The 17,899-nt window shown below is 53.0% G+C and carries 19 protein-coding genes; 15 read left to right on the forward strand and 4 right to left on the reverse strand.

The genetic code is table 11. The features are described 5' to 3' along the window. The first annotated feature begins 69 nt into the window (after positions 1-69). Together NSQ24_RS07265 and NSQ24_RS07270 are read left to right on the forward strand one after the other, a co-directional pair. The gene (locus NSQ24_RS07265; protein WP_003388052.1) at positions 70-267 is read left to right on the forward strand and encodes a DUF3311 domain-containing protein; all 198 of its coding nucleotides are present in this window, start codon (positions 70-72) and stop codon (positions 265-267) included. Next, the gene (locus NSQ24_RS07270) at positions 268-1,743 is read left to right on the forward strand and encodes a sodium:solute symporter (protein WP_003388051.1); all 1,476 of its coding nucleotides are present in this window, start codon (positions 268-270) and stop codon (positions 1,741-1,743) included. A gap of 131 nt (positions 1,744-1,874) precedes the next feature. On the opposite strand, the gene NSQ24_RS07275 is transcribed toward NSQ24_RS07270, so the two are convergent. Next, positions 1,875-2,363 carry a hypothetical protein gene (locus NSQ24_RS07275; RefSeq protein ID WP_339167530.1) on the reverse strand — a complete coding sequence of 163 codons (489 nt, stop codon included), beginning with the start codon at positions 2,361-2,363 and terminating at the stop codon, positions 1,875-1,877. A 329-nt stretch (positions 2,364-2,692) separates the two neighbouring features. Between NSQ24_RS07275 and NSQ24_RS07280 the strand changes: the two genes are divergently transcribed. The 4 genes from NSQ24_RS07280 to NSQ24_RS07295 all read left to right on the forward strand — a co-directional run bounded on the left by NSQ24_RS07280 (position 2,693) and on the right by NSQ24_RS07295 (position 5,547). Next, on the forward strand, positions 2,693-3,526 hold the full coding sequence (locus NSQ24_RS07280; protein ID WP_122958634.1) for a sugar nucleotide-binding protein: 834 nt from the start codon (positions 2,693-2,695) through the stop codon (positions 3,524-3,526). Positions 3,527-3,676: 150 nt separating this feature from the next. Beyond that, positions 3,677-3,886, forward strand: a complete 210-nt coding sequence (locus NSQ24_RS07285; RefSeq protein WP_003388047.1) for a hypothetical protein — start codon at positions 3,677-3,679, stop codon at positions 3,884-3,886. A 226-nt stretch (positions 3,887-4,112) separates the two neighbouring features. After that, positions 4,113-4,748 (forward strand): cyclase family protein, encoded by a 636-nt coding sequence (locus NSQ24_RS07290; RefSeq protein WP_039071193.1) that lies wholly within the window; start codon positions 4,113-4,115, stop codon positions 4,746-4,748. A gap of 106 nt (positions 4,749-4,854) precedes the next feature. After that, positions 4,855-5,547, forward strand: a complete 693-nt coding sequence (locus tag NSQ24_RS07295; protein ID WP_172921083.1) for a metal-dependent hydrolase — start codon at positions 4,855-4,857, stop codon at positions 5,545-5,547. Between the two features lie 4 nt (positions 5,548-5,551). Here the strand turns inward: NSQ24_RS07295 and NSQ24_RS07300 are convergent, their stop codons facing one another. Beyond that, positions 5,552-6,421, reverse strand: a complete 870-nt coding sequence (locus NSQ24_RS07300; protein ID WP_039071192.1) for a LysR family transcriptional regulator — start codon at positions 6,419-6,421, stop codon at positions 5,552-5,554. Positions 6,422-6,624: 203 nt separating this feature from the next. On the opposite strand from NSQ24_RS07300, the gene NSQ24_RS07305 reads away from it, so the two are divergent. Beyond that, positions 6,625-7,275, forward strand: a complete 651-nt coding sequence (locus tag NSQ24_RS07305) for an ankyrin repeat domain-containing protein (RefSeq protein WP_255320283.1) — start codon at positions 6,625-6,627, stop codon at positions 7,273-7,275. Between the two features lie 86 nt (positions 7,276-7,361). Beyond that, a complete protein-coding gene (locus NSQ24_RS07310) occupies positions 7,362-7,820 on the forward strand; it encodes a TspO/MBR family protein (RefSeq protein WP_339167533.1) in 459 nt (152 codons plus the stop codon). Positions 7,821-7,913: 93 nt separating this feature from the next. Here the strand turns inward: NSQ24_RS07310 and NSQ24_RS07315 are convergent, their stop codons facing one another. Next, a complete protein-coding gene (locus NSQ24_RS07315; RefSeq protein ID WP_339168023.1) occupies positions 7,914-8,693 on the reverse strand; it encodes a MerR family transcriptional regulator in 780 nt (259 codons plus the stop codon). A gap of 161 nt (positions 8,694-8,854) precedes the next feature. On the opposite strand from NSQ24_RS07315, the gene NSQ24_RS07320 reads away from it, so the two are divergent. Next, entirely contained in the window at positions 8,855-10,117 is a 1,263-nt protein-coding gene (locus tag NSQ24_RS07320) for an MFS transporter (RefSeq protein ID WP_327955859.1), read from the forward strand. A gap of 202 nt (positions 10,118-10,319) precedes the next feature. On the opposite strand, the gene NSQ24_RS07325 is transcribed toward NSQ24_RS07320, so the two are convergent. Beyond that, positions 10,320-11,612 (reverse strand): amidohydrolase, encoded by a 1,293-nt coding sequence (locus NSQ24_RS07325; protein WP_339167536.1) that lies wholly within the window; start codon positions 11,610-11,612, stop codon positions 10,320-10,322. 297 nt (positions 11,613-11,909) lie between these two features. On the opposite strand from NSQ24_RS07325, the gene NSQ24_RS07330 reads away from it, so the two are divergent. The 6 genes from NSQ24_RS07330 (at position 11,910) to NSQ24_RS07355 (ending at position 17,864) form a co-directional block, all read left to right on the forward strand. Next, entirely contained in the window at positions 11,910-13,169 is a 1,260-nt protein-coding gene (locus NSQ24_RS07330) for a PQQ-binding-like beta-propeller repeat protein (RefSeq protein ID WP_243014683.1), read from the forward strand. Positions 13,170-13,274: 105 nt separating this feature from the next. Further along, positions 13,275-13,601: a helix-turn-helix domain-containing protein gene (locus tag NSQ24_RS07335; protein ID WP_024985204.1), complete on the forward strand. Its 327-nt coding sequence runs from the start codon at positions 13,275-13,277 to the stop codon at positions 13,599-13,601. Then, on the forward strand, positions 13,541-14,425 hold the full coding sequence (locus NSQ24_RS07340; RefSeq protein ID WP_155808033.1) for an IS3 family transposase: 885 nt from the start codon (positions 13,541-13,543) through the stop codon (positions 14,423-14,425). The genes NSQ24_RS07335 and NSQ24_RS07340 overlap by 61 nt, the downstream gene beginning before the upstream one ends. A gap of 162 nt (positions 14,426-14,587) precedes the next feature. Next, the gene (locus tag NSQ24_RS07345; protein ID WP_024983159.1) at positions 14,588-15,439 is read left to right on the forward strand and encodes a MurR/RpiR family transcriptional regulator; all 852 of its coding nucleotides are present in this window, start codon (positions 14,588-14,590) and stop codon (positions 15,437-15,439) included. A 17-nt stretch (positions 15,440-15,456) separates the two neighbouring features. Continuing rightward, entirely contained in the window at positions 15,457-16,503 is a 1,047-nt protein-coding gene (locus NSQ24_RS07350; protein ID WP_243014435.1) for a serine hydrolase domain-containing protein, read from the forward strand. Positions 16,504-16,541: 38 nt separating this feature from the next. Then, a complete protein-coding gene (locus NSQ24_RS07355) occupies positions 16,542-17,864 on the forward strand; it encodes an extracellular solute-binding protein (protein WP_122958637.1) in 1,323 nt (440 codons plus the stop codon). The last annotated feature ends 35 nt before the right edge of the window (positions 17,865-17,899 follow it).

Consider the following 17,899-nt stretch of genomic DNA (forward strand, 5'->3'; position numbering starts at 1 on the left):
TGAAAAAACCGAAGATTCCGAACGGTTGCAAATCGCAGGAATCGACAGACAAAGGGGGATCTGCTGCCCATGAAACTGATTCATCTATTAGCCTTGCTGCCGTTTATCGGAATACTCGGTTGCATCGGATTTGTCAATAAAGTAGAGCCTTACGTGCTCGGACTGCCCTTCCTTCTGTTTTGGATCGTCCTCTGGGTCGTCCTGACCTCTGTCATTATGGCGATCATCTACAAGCTGGACCCGGCGAACAAGAGAGGTGACTCCTAGATGAATGCAGCGTTGATGATCATTTTCGGATTCCTGGCACTGTCTCTCTTTCTCGGGATTCAGGCAAAACGCGGCAAGGATATGAACCTGGAGCAGTGGACCGTCGGGGGACGCGGCTTCGGAACGATATTTGTATTCCTGCTGATGGCGGGCGAGATTTACACCACCTTTACGTTCCTGGGCGGCAGCGGCTGGGCATATGGCAAAGGCGGGCCGACCTTCTACATTCTCGGCTATGGCTGTCTCGCCTATATCATGTCGTACTGGCTGCTGCCCGCCATCTGGCGCTACGCAAAAGAGAACAAGCTGATGTCGCAGTCCGACTTCTTTGTCAGCAAGTATAAAAGCCCGTACCTGGGTGTCCTCGTCTCAATCGTCGGGGTAGTGGCGCTCATCCCGTATCTGGTCCTCCAGCTAAAAGGCCTGGGGCTGATCGTGGCAGAGGCTTCTTACGGAAGCATCTCAAACACGGCGGCGATCTGGATCGGGACCATGGCTGTCACGGTATACGTGATGATCTCCGGAATCCACGGCTCGGCGTGGACCGCTGTGGTCAAAGACATCATGATTCTGTTTGTGGTTGTGTTCCTCGGTCTCTATCTGCCGTTCCACTACTATGGCGGCATCACCGAAATGTTTCAGGCTGTCGAAGCGGCCAAGCCAGGATTTGTCGCTCTGCCGGAAAAAGGCCTCAGTCCGTCCTGGTTTGTCTCTACTGTTCTGCTGACAGCGCTTGGTTTCTATATGTGGCCTCATACTTTCGGTTCGGTCTACTCTGCTCAAAATGAGAAGGTCTTCCGGAAAAACGCGATCGTCATGCCGCTTTACCAGTTGGTGCTGCTGTTCGTCTTCTTCGTAGGGTTTGCCGCGATCCTGCAGGTGCCCGGACTGGAAGGGGCGGATGGCGACATGTCACTCTTGCGCCTGTCTATCCAAACCTTCGATCCCTGGTTTGTCGGGGTGATCGGCGCGGCGGGGCTGTTGACAGCGATCGTGCCGGGGTCGATGATTCTGATGTCCTCGTCGACGCTGATTGCGAAAAACGTGTACAAGGTATTCGCACCGAAGACGACGGACGAACAGGTATCCAAGCTGGCCCGTTATCTGGTGCCTGTAGTCGCGCTCATCTCGCTTTACTTTACATTCAAGGGCGGAGATACACTCGTCACCCTGCTGCTGATGGGCTACAGTCTCGTTACCCAGCTCTTCCCTGCGCTTCTGTTCAGCCTGTCCAAACGCAATTTTGTCAGCAAGCAGGGAGCGGCAGCCGGTATCATCGCCGGTGTGGCAACGGTTGCGATCGTCACGATCAGCGGCATCACGATCGGCACCCTCTTCCCATTCCTGCCGCAGTCCATTCAAGATCTGAACGTCGGCATTATCGCACTGGTCGTCAATCTTGCAGTGACGACGGTTGTGAGCCTCGCTACAAAAGGCAGCGCGAGGGCAAACGACGAGACTATCAACGCAGCGTAGGCACTGGTTTTCCGAGACAAACAACAAAACAGGGCTGTTCCGATTGGAGATGACTGTACAATCGGAGCGGCCCTGTTTCTATGCGGGTCGGCAGCGATACGGAGGGACAAAAACAGCAAGAGGTTTTCGATTCAAAGCGACGAATCATACTGTGTCCGAAACAAGCGGTGCCAGATCGATTTTTTTCGCTGCTCGTCACGGAGCTGGGCCAATTGCTGCTTGGCTTCGATGATGTCGCTCATGGCTTTCATCAAGCGGCGGTCGCGTTCCTTCAGACTATTGCGGATGTACGCTTCCTGCTTTTCCAAGCGTTCCATCAGCTCCATCTGAACTGCATCCTGATGCTGTACATGCTGGGCGAGAGAGTGGATTTTCTCTTCCAGCCGATCGACATGGGCGCTGGTCCGAAGAGCCAAAGCAGCGGATGTGCTCGCAGACAGTGCAGCCGAATGGTTTGACGGGAAAGGTGCAGAGCCGGCAGAGGGCACGACCGGGGGAACAAGGCTGAGCGAAGCGGCAGTTTCCCGCTTGGTCTGTTGAAAGGAAGTGCGTCCGGCTACGGTCCGCGCCGCTTCCTCGAGCGGCATCAGGTTTTCCTTTGTCAACCAGTGCGTCGACATCCGACTGTCTGTATTCCCGGCGGTTTTGACTGTCCCGCAAAAACCGGTACCCCTGCTGCTCCAGGAGCATGCTCCACTTTCGCAGCGTGCTGGCTCCGACTCCGAGAATTTCGGCCAGTTCACGTCCGGAGTAGGTTTTCTCCTTGGCAACCAGTTCGATCACGTTCTTCATATGACTTCCCTCCCGTTCTGACAAAAGTATTCCGAACATTGTGAAATGATTATGCTTGTACACTTCGCTGACACTAAGTAAACTCCTGTTTGCAAACGTACGACAAATTCTATCAGGGTTCGTCCCATAACCCATAAAGAGAGGAACGAAAGGATTCATGTCACGACTATTGATTCTCGGTGCGAGCGGTTATCTTGGTTCCAAGATCGTTGAAAACGGAAAAAAGCAAGGATGGGAAGTGACGGGGACGTGCTTTCAAAACCTCCATGCGCAGTACAGTCAGGTAGATTTGAGGGAAGAAAGCGCCTGTGCAGAGCTGCTTCGGCAAGCGAATCCTGATGTGGTGATATGGGCAGTGATGAGCGGAGAGAACGAAACTGCCCTGATTCAGAAGGGGCTGTCCGGAGTTCTCTCCCATATTTCGCCAGCGACAAGGCTGCTGTTCGTGTCGACTGATGGCGTTTTTGAAGGGGCTCAAGGACCGTACCAGGAACGGGACGCTCCTTCCTTCTGGAACAGGGACAGCAGCTTGGCGGCTTATTGCAATGCCAAGCTTGCCGGCGAGGAGATGGTGAGGAGCGGCCATTTGGATCATGCTATCGTCAGATCAGGTCCCATTTACGGGCCGGATGCGGACGGGCGCTGGGACAATCGCGTGCGCCAGTTGACAGAGGCATGGGAAAAAGGGGAGCGGGTTGTCCGCAGCAGCAATGTCCTTCGCACGTTTATCCACGTGGAGGATCTCGCGGACGCTTTGCTGGAGCTGGCCGGAAGCGAGTGGACGGGCACTTTGCATGTGGGACCGAGCAGCTTTGAGAGCTATTACACCTTTGCACAGAAGACAGCGCTTCGCTTTGGATACGACCCGGCCCTGGTAGAAGAAGACCAAATAAGTAGGGAAGACGCGGCAAACAAAGGGATCAAGCTCGACCTCAGGCTGGATACATCATTGGCCTGCCGCAGCTTGCATACGTCCTTTCGTTCTGTATAGTGCCGAACGTCCAGCAAGGCAGAGTAAACGGCCAAATGTCACCCGGGATCATTGCCAAAGGGTGGCTGCACATTTTGGAGAAAAATCCACGTTTGCTTTGGTTGAATGGCGTTGCATGTACATAGGATGCAGGTAAAGGAGGGATCAACCATGGCATTTCGTGATCAGGCCAAAAAGCTCGAAGGGGAAAAAGTGAAGGTCGATACAGTGAATGGCACCTTCGTCGGCAAACTGGTGGATGTGAAAAACTCTACCTTGATTCTGCGGGACAATGAAGGCAAGCGCGTTGTCATTCGGGACTCGAAAATCATCGCGCTCGTCGAATTGAAGGATCCCCATCACAAAGACAATCTCCTCTAGTAAGCCGGTAGTGTCAAACGCAAGCCGGCAAGGAACGGACTGGCTGCGAAAGCCGTGAAGGAACGGACTGGCTGTCGGCTCTCGCAGCCTTTTACATAATCGGACGGAAGAGCAAAAACATACGCGGAGGGCAGAAAAAACACTTGCGATAGCGCTTTTGGGATTGGATAATATTAGCAAAACACATACTATTCCGACTTGTAAGGTTGGGAAAATGGAGGGTCTCATGCGCATTATCGATCTTTCGCAAGTGCTCGAGTCAGGAATGCCCCAGTACCCGGGTCAGCCGGTTGCTGAGTTCAAGCAGGTTTCTCAAGTAGAGTCGGACGGGTTTCAGGTGACCGACTTTCACGCAGTCGTTCACGTTGGAACGCATTGCGATGCACCAGCCCATTTTATTCAAAATGGCGAGACCATCGAGGCAATCCCGCTGGAGCGTTTTGTCGGCGAAGCAGTGATCGTGGACGTCCACCTCGACGGACAGCGGGAAATGAGTCCGGCTGTTCTGGAAGGCGCGGACATTCGCCCGGGAGACATCGTTTTGTTCCGTACGGGCCTCAGCAAGCAGTGGGGGACGGATGCTTACGAAACCGACTACCCTTACTTCGGAGAAGAACTGGCCAAGGAGCTGGTGGAGCGTGGAGTTCGGGCAGTCGGGCTCGACTTCATCTCTCCCGACCCGATCGAGACTGAAAACTTCCCCGCTCACCACATTTTTCTCGGCAACAAGCTGGGGATCGTGGAAAACCTGAAAAACCTGGAGCAAATTGACCGCAAGCGCGTCTTCTTCGCGGCTGCGCCTCTCAAGATTAAAGGGAGCGACGGCGCTTTTACGAGAGCCTTTGCGGTTCTGTTTGACTGATTATTCAAATGTTTGAAACAACATGCGCCAACTGATTTGACATGGCTGACATTCCCACCTATCATCAGGAATGAATAGTAGATTGCGAAGAAGGAAGGGAATGCACATGTTGGAAATCCAGTATCACGGTCATTCTTGTATCCAACTGACCAGCGAAGGACATTCAATCATCATCGATCCGTTCATCACCGGAAACCCGCTTGCTGCCACGAAGCTGTCCGATATTCGGGTTCAGTACATTCTCTTGACGCACGGACACCAGGATCACATTTTGGACGCCGTAGAATTGGCGAAGCAAAATGACGCTACCATCGTCGCTACGTTTGAACTGGCCAACTACCTGGGATGGCAAGGTGCCAAGACGATGGCGTTAAACCTAGGGGGCTCCGCTTCCTTTCCGTTCGGTACAGTAAAAATGACCCAAGCCTTCCACAGCTCGGGCATGGTTTTTGAAGAAGATAAGCGTATCGTTTATTTGGGAATGCCGGGCGGCTTTATCGTCACGATGGGCGGAAAGACGGTTTATCATGCGGGCGATACCGGACTGTTTGGAGATATGAAGCTCCTCGGCGAGCGCCACGACATCGACGCAGCTTTCCTTCCGATCGGGGATGTGTTCACGATGGGACCGGAGGATGCCAAAACCGCGGCCGAGTGGGTAGGAGCCAAGTTCGTCGTGCCGATGCACTATGATACGTTCCCGCCGATCAAGCAGGACGGGAAGGCATTTGTCGAAAGCCTGAAAGAAAAAGGAATCGACGGGGCCGCGCTGAAGCCGGGAGAGTCGACACGTCTGTAAGGCGTTACTTTCTCAAAAGATCGAGGAAGTTCTGTGCCGCCTTTGACAAGTAGTAGTCCTTCAGCCAAATGACGCCGGATGAAGCAGCCATCGTCGCATCCGCAATCTCGTACACCTGCAGATCATGCCCGGGGTGCATGCGGAGAACGACCTCCGGTACGATTGTCGCCCCAAAGCCGGAAGAAACCAATTGCAAGAGGACCGCGATATCCGAGCATTCGCCGAGGATGACAGGCTCCAATCGGCGCCGGGAGAATTCCTCGAGGATCAAGTGGTACACGCCGAGTCCTTCGATGCTGGGCAACAACAACGGATGATGGCAAATCTGCTCATAGGTGATTGTCGCGGATGAGCCGGGAATGCGAGTGGAGCTGGCGAAGCGCAGCGGTTCCGTCTTTAGATGCAGGATCGAAAAGTCATTGAGTTCAAGCGGCAGCCTGATGATCGCCAGCTCAATGGCTTTTTCTTTTACCATTTTCAGAAGCTGATCGGATTCATTCTGCTGGATTTTGTACGTTACGTGGGGATAGCTTTCCTGAAACCGCTTCAACAGTATGGGCAATAGCTCGGAAGAGAGCGTGTTGACACCGATACTGAGTGTCCCTTTCGTGCCCTCGCCTACCTCTTTTACCTCGATCTCCGACTCTTCCACAAGGCTGGCAATTTTGACGGCGTGCTTGTACAGGATGCGTCCCGCCTCTGTCAGCTCCAGACCTCTGGCGTGCCTGACGACCAGGGCGACGCCCAGCTCTTTCTCCAAATTGATCAACTGCTGGCTAAGCGGCGGCTGCGCGAGATGAAGCCGCTTGGCAGCCGCAGAAATTTGTTTCTCCTCTGCAATGGCGATAAAGTAGCGAAGCTGTTTGATATCCACCGAGACTCCCCCTTCAATAATATATGGGAAAAGTAATTATTTATAATGAAAGTAATATTTTTCGTATATCAATTACCATGATAGCATTAAGGAAGCGAATGAGCAAAGGGAGGGAAGGATTCGTGATCCGTCTGGCTGTGACTTTCTTTTCTTCTTTTTTGATTCTGGCAGGCTGCGGGGAGCCTGCAAGCACAGGGGAAGTTCTGCAGGATGCACAGAATAGAGCAAAGGAGAGTGGACAAACAGTGGTGCAGGAAAATATGGGCCAGGAGCTCATCAAGGCGGCGGAAAAAGGGGAAACGGCTGCGGTGCTGGAGCTGCTCAAAAAAGGTGCGGACATCAATGCTGCGGATGAAAAAGGACGGACGGCGGTGCTGGCAGCTACGCATGGCAATCACGCGGAAACGGTCAAAGCGCTCATCGAAGCCGGGGCCGATATTCATATCCGGGACAACCGCCTGGATAACGTGTTTTTGTATGCGGGGGCAGAGGGACTTCTGGATATCGTCAAGCTGGCCATTGATGCGGGTGCCGATCCGAAGCTCACCAACAGATACGGCGGGACAGCTCTGATCCCAGCGTCGGAAAGAGGGCATGTAGAAGTTGTACAGGAGCTGCTCGCCCGCTCTGGTGTAGATGTCAATCACGTGAACAATCTGGGCTGGACAGCGCTGATGGAAGCGATCGTGCTCAGCGACGGAGGAGAGGCCCATCAGCAGATCGTGCAGCTGCTGATCGATCACGGAGCCGACGTGAATATTCCCGACAAGGACGGGGTAACGCCGCTTGCCCATGCGAAAAAGCGCGGATACCGCGAAATCGAAGAGATGCTGATCAAAGCCGGAGGACGTTAAAATCCCGTTGGACAAATCGTGATGAAACGAAGGCACGTCTCATAAACTATGGCAAGAAGATCAGATGTCAAAGGATGGGATGTGCGGTGAAAATCGGTACCTCCGCGCTGTTGTTTTTCGCCCTCTATGCGATATACTCATGGGCAGGCTTTCTTTATCCGGAGGGTGGGGCCTGGTACGAGGTGCTTGCCAAACCGCCAGGCACTCCACCCGCCAGCGTCTTTCCCGTCGTGTGGGGAATCTTATATGCACTTATATCGTTATCGATTGTCCAATTGGCCAGAAGCCGGCAAATGGATGGAGAAACCCTGCTGCTGTTTTTTATCAACTGGGCAGTCGTTCAGGTGTTTACCTGGCTTTTCGTAGAGAAGCATCTGCTCTTGCCAGCGGCGGCAGACACCGTGCTTGTCGCTTATTCCACCTGGCTGCTGATCAAAATGATCCGGCCCCGCAAGCGGGCGGCGGCCTATCTGCTCATCCCCTATTTGCTGTGGGCATTGTACACGGTGTATCTGTCTTGGGGGGTCTTTTTGCTCAATCGATAGGTGGATGTTTCTCACCTTGTTTGAATATTGCATGGATGCTTGGAAGCATGGAAAACCGCCGCAACGATCAGTGGTTGCGGCGGTTTTTTCGCTTCAGTCGTACTTTTTCGCTTCAGTCCCACTTTTTTCCTTGGCTGCAAATGATTCCGCAGCAGTGGATAAATAGTAAGCAAGACCTGTCTGCTGTTCCTCAAGCATCTTTCGGTGAAAGTCGTCATCCAGGAAAAAGCGCGTTCGTGCCGCAAAATCGTCAGCGCTGGTCGCATGTCCGCTCTGATTCAAGAAGGCGATATGCTCGGAAATCAGCCTGTGTATACTCTCATCGTCAAATTTGACGCCCTTCGCCAGAAAATCCGCCATTCCATCCGTAAATCGCTTCGCTTCCCGCGCCATTTGGTTCATCGCCGGGACCTCGGACGAGTCGATGGAAGGAAGAGAAAAATCATAGGTCTCCTCCAAATACCGTTTTTGTTCGGCCAGTGCCTCCATCCACTCCTCTTCGTCACAAAACCCCTTGAACATCTCTGCCTGATTCATCTGTTCACCGTTCTCGGCATGTGAAATCGATTCGTCCAGCGTTTGAATGACTCTTTCCATCCGTTGCTTGCGGGCGAGCAGAAGCTCCTTCTGACTGGCCAGAATGGACAGCCGATCAGGGGCGCCTTCGAGCAGTTGCATGATTTTTTCCAGCGGGAAATCAAGCTCCTTGTAAAACAAAATATGCTGCAGACGCTCCAGCTCTTTTGTTCCATACAGGCGGTACCCCGCTTCGCTAATCTCACATGGCAGCAGCAGGCCGATGGAGTGATAGTGATGCAAAGTCTTTACCGTTACGTTTGACAGCGCGGCGATTTCTTTTACCGTGTAGAGCATTTTCATCCCACTCCTCTCTGTTCATAGCGTAAAGGCTCCTCCTAGGTCAGAGTCAAGACATTCTGAATACGGAAAAAAACGTTTGACTCTCCTGCTGCAGGAGGAGGTAGAGTGAATGCGACATTCACCTGCCAGATGGCAGCAAGGGGAGGAATATGAACATGCCGACTTTCGGAATGCTGCAGCGCAACCCGTTTATACGGATGGTCCTCATCGCAAACGTGTTTTCCCAGCTCGGAATATGGATACGAAATTTCGCCATCCTCTTTTATGTCATGGAGAGAACCGGCGGAGACGCTTTTGCCGTATCCATGATCTCGGTTGCCGAATACGCGCCCATCTTTCTTTTTTCGTTGATTGGCGGGGTGCTGGCGGATCGGTGGCGTCCGAAAAAGACGATCATTTGGTCTGAACTGGCAAGCGCCCTTTCAGTTGGCGTCGTGCTGCTTGCACTCGAATCAGGGATGTGGGCGGCTGTGTTTTTTGCGACATGCTGCTCCGCTGTCCTATCGCAAATCACGCAGCCTGCCGGGATGAAGCTGTTCAAGCTGCACGTGCCGGCCGAACAGGCCCAGGCTGGCATGTCGCTATTGCAAACCGTATTTTCCATCTTTATGGTTCTCGGGCCGATTCTCGGCACAATCGCGTATCAAGCTCTCGGAATCTACCTTTCTATCCTGCTGACGGGGATAGCCTTTCTTTTCTCGGCGTGTGCGATGGTTTTTATCCCGCCTGACAACCAGGCTGGCGCTGGCGAGAGGGGCATGCAGACATCGGTGATGCAAGACATGGTGGACGGTATCCGTTACGTCGCGGCGAAAAAAGTTCTCGTCTCCTTAAACCTGTGCTTCTTGGCAGTTGGACTTGGCGTCGGTTTGATATCTCCGCTCGGAATCTTTCTCGTCACGGAAAGACTGGGTTTGTCCGCACAGGATTTGCAATGGATGACAATCCCATACGGTGTCGGCGAAATCATCGGAGGGCTGTTGACCTTTCGCTTGGCCGCCAAGATAGCGCCTCAGCGATTTCTCATGCTTGGGCTGGCTGTGAATGCGGCTGGCATCATCCTGTCTGGCTTGTCTACTGTATTATGGCTGACGATGGCGGCCCAGTTTTTGATCGCGCTTCTGCAACCTGCCATTTTCATCGGGAACAACGCTCTGGTCATGATGCACACCGAACAAGCATACATCGGCCGGGTTACCGGCATTCGGACGCCGCTGATGACCGGTTCGATGGTAGTGATGATGAGCGTATCCGGCATAGCAGCCAGGACGCTCCCGCTGGAACTCATCTATGGCGCGGCAGGGATATGCTTTCTGTTGGCAGCACTGATCGTTTTGCCGTTTTGCAAAGCGAGGCCTGCCACTGCAAATAGAGAAGATGGACGAGCAGCTTCAGCACCATGCCGATCCCGAGAATAACGACGGGAACAAGCAGATCATCGGAGTCAAACAAACGTCCGTGCAAAAGCAAAACCAAAAAACGGGATATCGAGAATAGCATGGCCCGAGCCGGTACCGTCGGGAGAGAGGAAAAGGGTGAGGCCATATATTAATACCGCCATCATAAATGAAAAAAGCCGTCCCGCGACAGGACGGCATTGTTTCGTTCTCCCGTTTTCCCCTACAGCCCTTCTACCAACCGGGCAGCCCGACTGGCGGCTTCCCGCTGAATCTCCTCCCGGGAGAGGGTCGTCAGTTGGTGCTGTCTCATCAGAATTTGTCCGTTTACGATAACGGTGTCGACGTCTGAGCCATTGACGCTGTAGGCAACTAGTGAAAACAGATTGTGAATGGGCTGCAGGTGCGGCTGATTCAAGTCGATCAGGATCAGGTCGGCCTTTTTCCCCGCTTCCAGCGTCCCAACCTCATGGTCGATGCCGAGCAGCTTGGCGCTCTCAATCGTCGCCATGCGGAGCGCTTCCTCTGCCGAAAGCTGAGTCGGATCGCCGTAGTCGAGCTTTTGCATCCAGGTGGCTGCCTTGATCTCGGCGAACATGTCGAGTGTCGTGGCACTGCCCGCCCCGTCTGTGCCCATCCCGACCGTGATGCCTTGCCGCTTGAACTCCATGACTGGCGCGATGCCGCAGCCAAGCTTGAGGTTGCTCACCGGATTGTGGGCGACACCGCCGCGCATGCCGCGCAAATACCCGATATCCTTGCGGGTGAGATGGACGGCGTGGGCCAACAGGACGTGCGTATGCTCGAACATGCCGAGATGGTAGAGGTATTCGGTAGGGGTCTCGCCGTAATTTTCCCGAATCTTCACGGTCTCCTCCTTGGTTTCCGCGAGGTGGATGTGAAGCGGGATGCGCCGCTGACGCGCAAGCGCAATTACCTCGCGCAAAGGTTCAGGAGGGCAGGTATAGGGGGCATGCGGACCGAACATGGTGGTGATGCGGCCATCTCCGGCACCAGACCATTTTTCCACCAGATCGATTCCTTCCCGCATTCTCCTGCCTCCGTCATCCTGCAGGAACACCAGCCCGCGAGTGAGCGAGGCCCGCATGCCGCTTTCCACGACCGCATTCGCTACAGCATCCATGCAGACGTACATGTCGGCAAACGTGGTGGTGCCCGAGCGGATCATTTCCGCGATCGCCAGCTTCGTCCCCCAATAGACGTCTTCCTCCGTCATCCTCGCTTCGGCCGGAAGCATTTTTTTGTCCAGCCAATCCATCAGCTTCAGATCGTCGGAAAAGCCGCGCAGAAGCGACATCGCCCCGTGATTGTGGGCATTGACCAGACCGGGCATGACTGCCATGCCTTTGGCGCTGATCACTTGATCCGCGGGTTGGTCGATCATCGGGGCCACCATCGCGATTTTATCCCCTTCAATCAGCAGATCGCCGGTAAAGGCCTGCTCGCCTTCCTTCATGCTCAAAATGGTGCCTTCTTTAATCAAGATACGTTTCATTCCATTTCCTCCTTCGTCCATTCTGCGAGCTCAAGTGTAAGGGTTGACGCGGCGGAAAGGTCAAGAGTATCGGAAAAATCGGGTTTTTGCGCCGGATTAGCCGGCTGGGATAAAGCAGGGACAAATAGGGACAAAGCAGGAATAAACCAGGAGCAAACCAGGAAAAAAACGGGAGCAAACCAGGAGGAAAGAAGCGGAAACGTAAAAGTAAGAGGAAGCAAAGCAGGAATAAGGCAAACCGGGAGGAAAGTAAGATGGAGTAGGGAACGGAAATTTTTGGCATTGGGGGCTGCGTTGATGAACATAAGGACAGGGGCAAAGACAAAAGTCGCACTGCTCGCGCTTGCACTCGCCTTGATTCTGCCGACTGCTGCACACGGCCAGACTCAAGCAGGGCAGCCGCAAACTGCGGAAACGGTCTCTTTGCCCGAGGTGAAGACCTCCGTTATCGTCTCGCAAAATGGAGAAAGCAAGGCGCTAATTCTCAAGGGTGGGGACAAGTACGAAGTAAAGTGGCAAAACTCGCTGGAAAACGAATATCTCTCCAACGTGGTTACCGACGAACAAGGGATCATGTATGTGACCGGGGCGGACGGTTTTCTCTATCGTCTCGATCAAGAAGGAAAGCTGCTGGGCAAAAGCGATCTGTGGATGTACTGGGCCCATTATCTGGAGATGGGGCGTGACGGACTGCTGTACGTCATCTGGGACAACACGCTGGAGTACGAATGGGAAGCGCCCGGCTATGTGATTGTAGTGGATAAAACAGGAAAAGAGCTTCGGGCGATCGAGTTTCCATATATGCTCAGCCGCAGCTACCGGGATTTCGATGTGGCCAGTAACGGCACGTTCTTTTTGCTCACCGATCAAGGCGTCACGGCAGTGGACAAGGAAGGAAACGTACGCTGGAGCAACAAAGAAATTCTGAGTACAGTCCCATTGCAGGAGGGAGCACTGTTCCCAAGCGTGCACAGTATCGACTGGGTTGAGTCCAAGCGCACGCTGGTCGTCGGGTTGGACGGGCGAACGTTTATCGGGTTGGACGAAGCTGGCAAGATCAGGTGGAAAAGAGAAGGGCTCGACTGGGGAGACCAGTACTATTCGTCCGATGGTATCGTTTACGTACTGGGGGAAAAAGGACTTCACTTCTTTAACGCCGCCGATGGCAAGGATATCGCTGAGGCACCCGTAGATCATGACATCCTGTCCAAGCTGGGCATCCCGAATGATGGAACGGGCGGTTACTACATTCCCCTCAGCAATAACACCATAGGAAAAATAGACCGGACGGGAAAGGTGTTGTGGAGCTATCACACACCTGAGGGAGAGACAGGGTTCGTCAGTTGGGAACGATTTTCGGATGCAGAGGGAAATCTCTACTTTGCCGATTACGGCGGAAACTTGTACGGACTCGACAAGGATGGCAAGGAGAGGTTTATTCTGGTGGGAAACGATCCGGAGTTTGTTTTCAGCAAAGTCTGGCCCGGGAAAAACGGCGCGGTGCTCATGACTGCGGATGGCATGGGAATCATTTCGATCCAACAAAAAAGAAACTAGCATAGCGAAAAAAATGTCCCTCTGCGTTTGTGAAGTGCACCCCTTAGAATGGACATTGGATTAAACCCCTGGTAAATCCGATGAAATTTAAGGGGTGCATTTTTTATGGTGAAAAAGGGGCAAACGTTTAGAAGTTATTCTCACGAATTAAAGGTGGAAGCCATACGACTGCATATCGAAGAAGGATGGACATACCGTCGAATCATGGAGCATCTGGGGATTCCGGACCGCCACCGGCTTAAAGTATGGATGAAAAAATATAAACAGTTAGGCGAATTTGGGTTGATGGATCAACGAGGTAGACGTGAAGAATATGTTGATCAAGATCGATATGTTAAAAAGCTAAAACGAGAGAACTCGATGCTAAAAAAGTGTTTGAAAATCTGGATGCGGGAGGTGCAGCCCATAAGTATGAGGCGATCAAGCAAGTAGCTGGTGAGTATACGACTAGTGAACTTTGCAAGCTGTTTGGAGTCTCAAGAAGTGGATACTATGCATACTTGAAACGGCAACAAGCGGACCGGGACAAGCCCGTGAAAGACCTCATCAAAGTAGTTTATAAGAAGTATGATGGTAAATATGGGTATCGACAAACCCAGCTGTTTCTCTTACGAGATCACGGGGTATGGGTCAACCATAAGAAGGTACTACGTCTGATGCAAGAAATGAAGCTCCGTTCTCGAATACGCCGCAAATATCGAGGTCACTATGCTTCAACCGAAGGTGGACGAGTCGCTGAGAATGTGATGCAGCGGAATTTCAAAGCGGATGCACCTAATCGAAAATGGGTAACCGATGTCACACAGTATCGTGTCGCGGATACGTGGCTCTACCTGTCTGCTATTAAGGATTTGTTTAATAATGAGATTGTGGCTTACCACATTGGAGTTCGCAACGACAATCAGTTGGTCCTACGGACCTTTGAGAAAGCCTTTAAAAAGACGAAAGACGTGACTGGACTGATCGTTCACAGCGATCAGGGATTCCAGTACACGTCCTACGCTTACCACGACATGTTGCCGAAGGTTGGCGCCCAAATCAGCATGTCTCGGAGAGGCAACTGTTATGATAATGCCTCGATGGAGAGCTTCTTCTCGCATCTCAAAACGGAAGGGCTCTACCCTTATGATATCCGAAGTGTGGATGAGGCACAAAGGCGAATTGAGGAATATATTCAATTCTACAACCAAAGTCGACCACAACGAAAATTAAAAAGGCTGACGCCTGTTGAATTCAGACGTCAGCTGTCGGTCTAACGGTCGGGTTTTTTCTTACTGTCCACTAAATGGGGTCTTGACCATTGATAAAGAGGGACATTTTTTGTTCGGTGCTGTAATATTATTTATTATCGACTAATTGACGATGGAAATAAAATTTCATACAATGTAGGTAAGATTTGGTAAAAGGTCGGTGTGAGGATGCTACATGGAGGTCTTGTCAGTTTGCAGGCCATTTTGGAGGACTTGAAGCCATCCGAACGGAAAGTGGCGGATTTTATTCTCGCCCATCCGGAAGAGGTGGTCAAGCTTTCGGTACAAAAGCTTGCGGAGTTGAGCGGTGTTTCGGAGGCGACGATTATCCGGCTGGCACGTTCTCTGAACATGAAGGGCTACCAGGAGTTGAAGCTGCGCATCGCCGGTGATCTGAATAAACAGACGGCGACGGGCAGCTATAAGGAAATCATGATGGAAGGCTCGGTAGAGTCGATCATGCAGGCGGTCAGTTGGAACAATATCCAGTCGATTCAGGATACGCTTTCCGTTCTGTCGGGAGAAGAGGTTGCCAGGGCCGTCGATGCGCTGGCGAAAGCCCGCAAGATTGACGTGTACGGAGTCGGCGCATCTGCCGTCATCGCCGCCGATATTCGGCAAAAGTTTTCCCGCATCAATCTGTGGTGCGAAGCATACTCCGATTTTCACGCGCAGCTGACCTCGGCAGTCACACTGTCCGAGAGGGACGTGGCCTTCGGCATTTCCTATTCGGGACAAACAGAGGACATCATCCAATCGCTCACGGAGGCCAGGCAGCAGGGCGCGACGATTATTACGCTGACAAAATTCGGTCCCTCGCCGGTCGCGGAGCTGGCCGATATCCGGCTGTTCACCAGCTCCGTGGAGAAAAGCATCCGCAGCGGGGCCATGGCGTCCCGCATTGCGCAGCTGAATGTGATTGATATTTTGTTTATTACCCTCGTCAGCAGACAGCAGGAAGAAGTGATTCCACTACTGGAAAAGACCCGGTTGGCTGTCAGCCGTACCAAGCGGTCGTGAGAAAAGGGGAGCAGAGGATGGAAGCGGTTGGACAATTGCTGCGGACGTGGGTGGAGGAAGGACTAGTGCCGGGCGCTGCCTTGCGCATTATGCGAAAAGGACGAGTAATCTATGCCGCCGATGTCGGCAAAACAAGCTGTACCCCGCAGGGGCGGCCCGTTTCAGCGGATACCTTGTTCGATTTGGCGTCTCTTACCAAGGTGACGTCGACGCTACCTGCCGTACTGCTTTTGCTGCAGGAAGGATTGCTTCACGAAAACGATCCGCTTTCCCGATACTTCCCTGATTGCCCGGAAGAAAAGCGGGAAATTACGATCGCCCAGTTGTTGACGCATACGTCCGGATTGCCCGCAGACCTTGCGGAGCGCAGGCGTGACGGCTCTATCGCGTTGCCGGACTTGCTCTATGAAATTCCGTTGGCACACGCCCCGGGAGAGCGCGTCGTCTACAGCGACATTGGCATGATCTGGCTGGGGCTGTTGATCGAGAAGATCACCCATGAGCCTTTTAACCAGTTTCTCGAGAAAAGGGTATGGACACCGCTCCAGATGAGACAGACTTGTTTCCGTCCGTATGCCAAGTTTTTTCCGAATATTGCGTCTACGGAGTTTTGCCGTCTGACAAACCGGTACATTTCCGGTGAGGTTCATGACGAAAAAGCCTTTGTCATGGGCGGGGTAGCAGGCCACGCCGGCCTGTTCGCGACGGCGGATGACCTTTGCCGCTATGCACAGATGTGGATGACCGGCGCACCGCCGCTAATCTCCCGGGAAATCCGAAGCCAAGCGATCCGCAATCACACGGAAGGCAAGGGAGGAAACCGCGGGTACGGCTGGGAGATAAACGGTCATGAGGGCGGCAACAGTTGCGGCTCCGGCTTTTCTCCCTCCAGCTACGGGCATACGGGATTTACCGGAACGAGTCTCTGGATCGATCCGGAACAGGAGCTGGCAGTCGTCTTTTTGACCAATGCGGTTCATTTGGGACGGGACCACAGCCTGCGCAAGCTTCGTCCTGTTCTGCATGACGCAGTCACGGCTCAACTCAAAAAGAGCCTGACCTAATAAAGCCAAAGCAGTGGAAAAAAGGGGGATGAAAGAGGATGAGGAGGTACCGATCTCGCGCATTTGTTTCCGCTATGCTGACTGCTATGCTGGTGCTCGCCGGATGCAGCGGAGGGACGAATAGTTCGCCTGCCGGAGATGGACAGAGCGGGGGGCAGACCGGCAATCCAGGCAGCAGCGCTGGCGGCGGGGCTGAGCAAGTGACGTTATCCATGCACAGCTGGCGCGTGGAGGACGCTGAGGGCTACAAAAAAATCATTCAGGCTTTCGAAGCAGAGAATCCCGGCATCAAGATTGACTTCAAGCCGTTCAAGGCAACGGAGTACAACACCATACTCAACACTGCTCTGCAGAGCGACAGCGGCCCTGACATTTTGCAGCTTCGCCCGTACGCTCCCGGAATTTCTCTTGCCGAAGCAGGGCATCTGGAGCCGCTGGATCAACTGCCAGGCATCGAGAATTTCTCGAAGGACGTACTTGCAGCTTCTACCGGCAAAGATGGAAAAGTGTACGGCGTTCCCCTCTCACTCAACTCGACACAAATTTATTACAACAAGAAACTGTTTGAACAGAACGGTTTGAGTGAACCGAAGTCCTGGGACGAACTGATCAATACGGCCAAGACGCTGAAAGACAAAGGTGTGGTGCCATTTGCCTTCGGAGCCAAGGAAGGCTGGCTGCTCTCGCTCAGCCACGGCGTCATCGCTCCCGGAACGTACAATGGCAATGCTTTCGTAGGTAAAATCCTGAATGGAGAAGCTGACTTTACCAGCCCTGAATTCGTCAAATCCATTCAGCGCATGCAAGAGCTGGTTCCTTATTTCCCGGAAAATTTTGTTGGACTTGATTTGAATGACACCCGGACGATGTTCTTCACGGAGAAAGCCGCTATGTTCATTAACGGAAGCTTTGAGCTGGAAGGATTGCAGAAAATGAATCCCGATCTGCCGCTCGATTTCTTCCCGATGCCGACGGATGACGGAAAAACCGTTTTGACGACGTGGGTAGACGGTTCTTACGCGGTCAACGCAAAGTCCAAGCATAAAGCGGAAGCGCTCAAGTTTCTCGAGTTTATGGCCAGCAAGAAGTTCGGTGAGCTGTTTGCCAACGAATTCAAACGCATCAGTGCCATCCCCGGTGTAACGACAAGCGATCCGCTCGTCAACAAAATGGCGGAGCTGTCAGCCAGCAGCTCGACCCCTTACCTGATGGTGGTCCACTTTGCAGAAGGCAATCCGACGACCAAGCAAACGCTTGAAAACGCGCTGCAAGGCATGTACTTGAACAAATTGACACCGGAGCAGGTGAGCCAAGAGGTGCAGAAATCGGCGGCGAGCTGGTTCCCCACATTCAAAAAATAACAAAGAGAATGGATTCGGCCGGTAGAGGGGCTGGT

Origin of the sequence: Brevibacillus sp. FSL L8-0520 (genome assembly GCF_037963895.1) — a bacterium.
Classification (GTDB): Bacteria; Bacillota; Bacilli; order Brevibacillales; family Brevibacillaceae; genus Brevibacillus; species Brevibacillus borstelensis.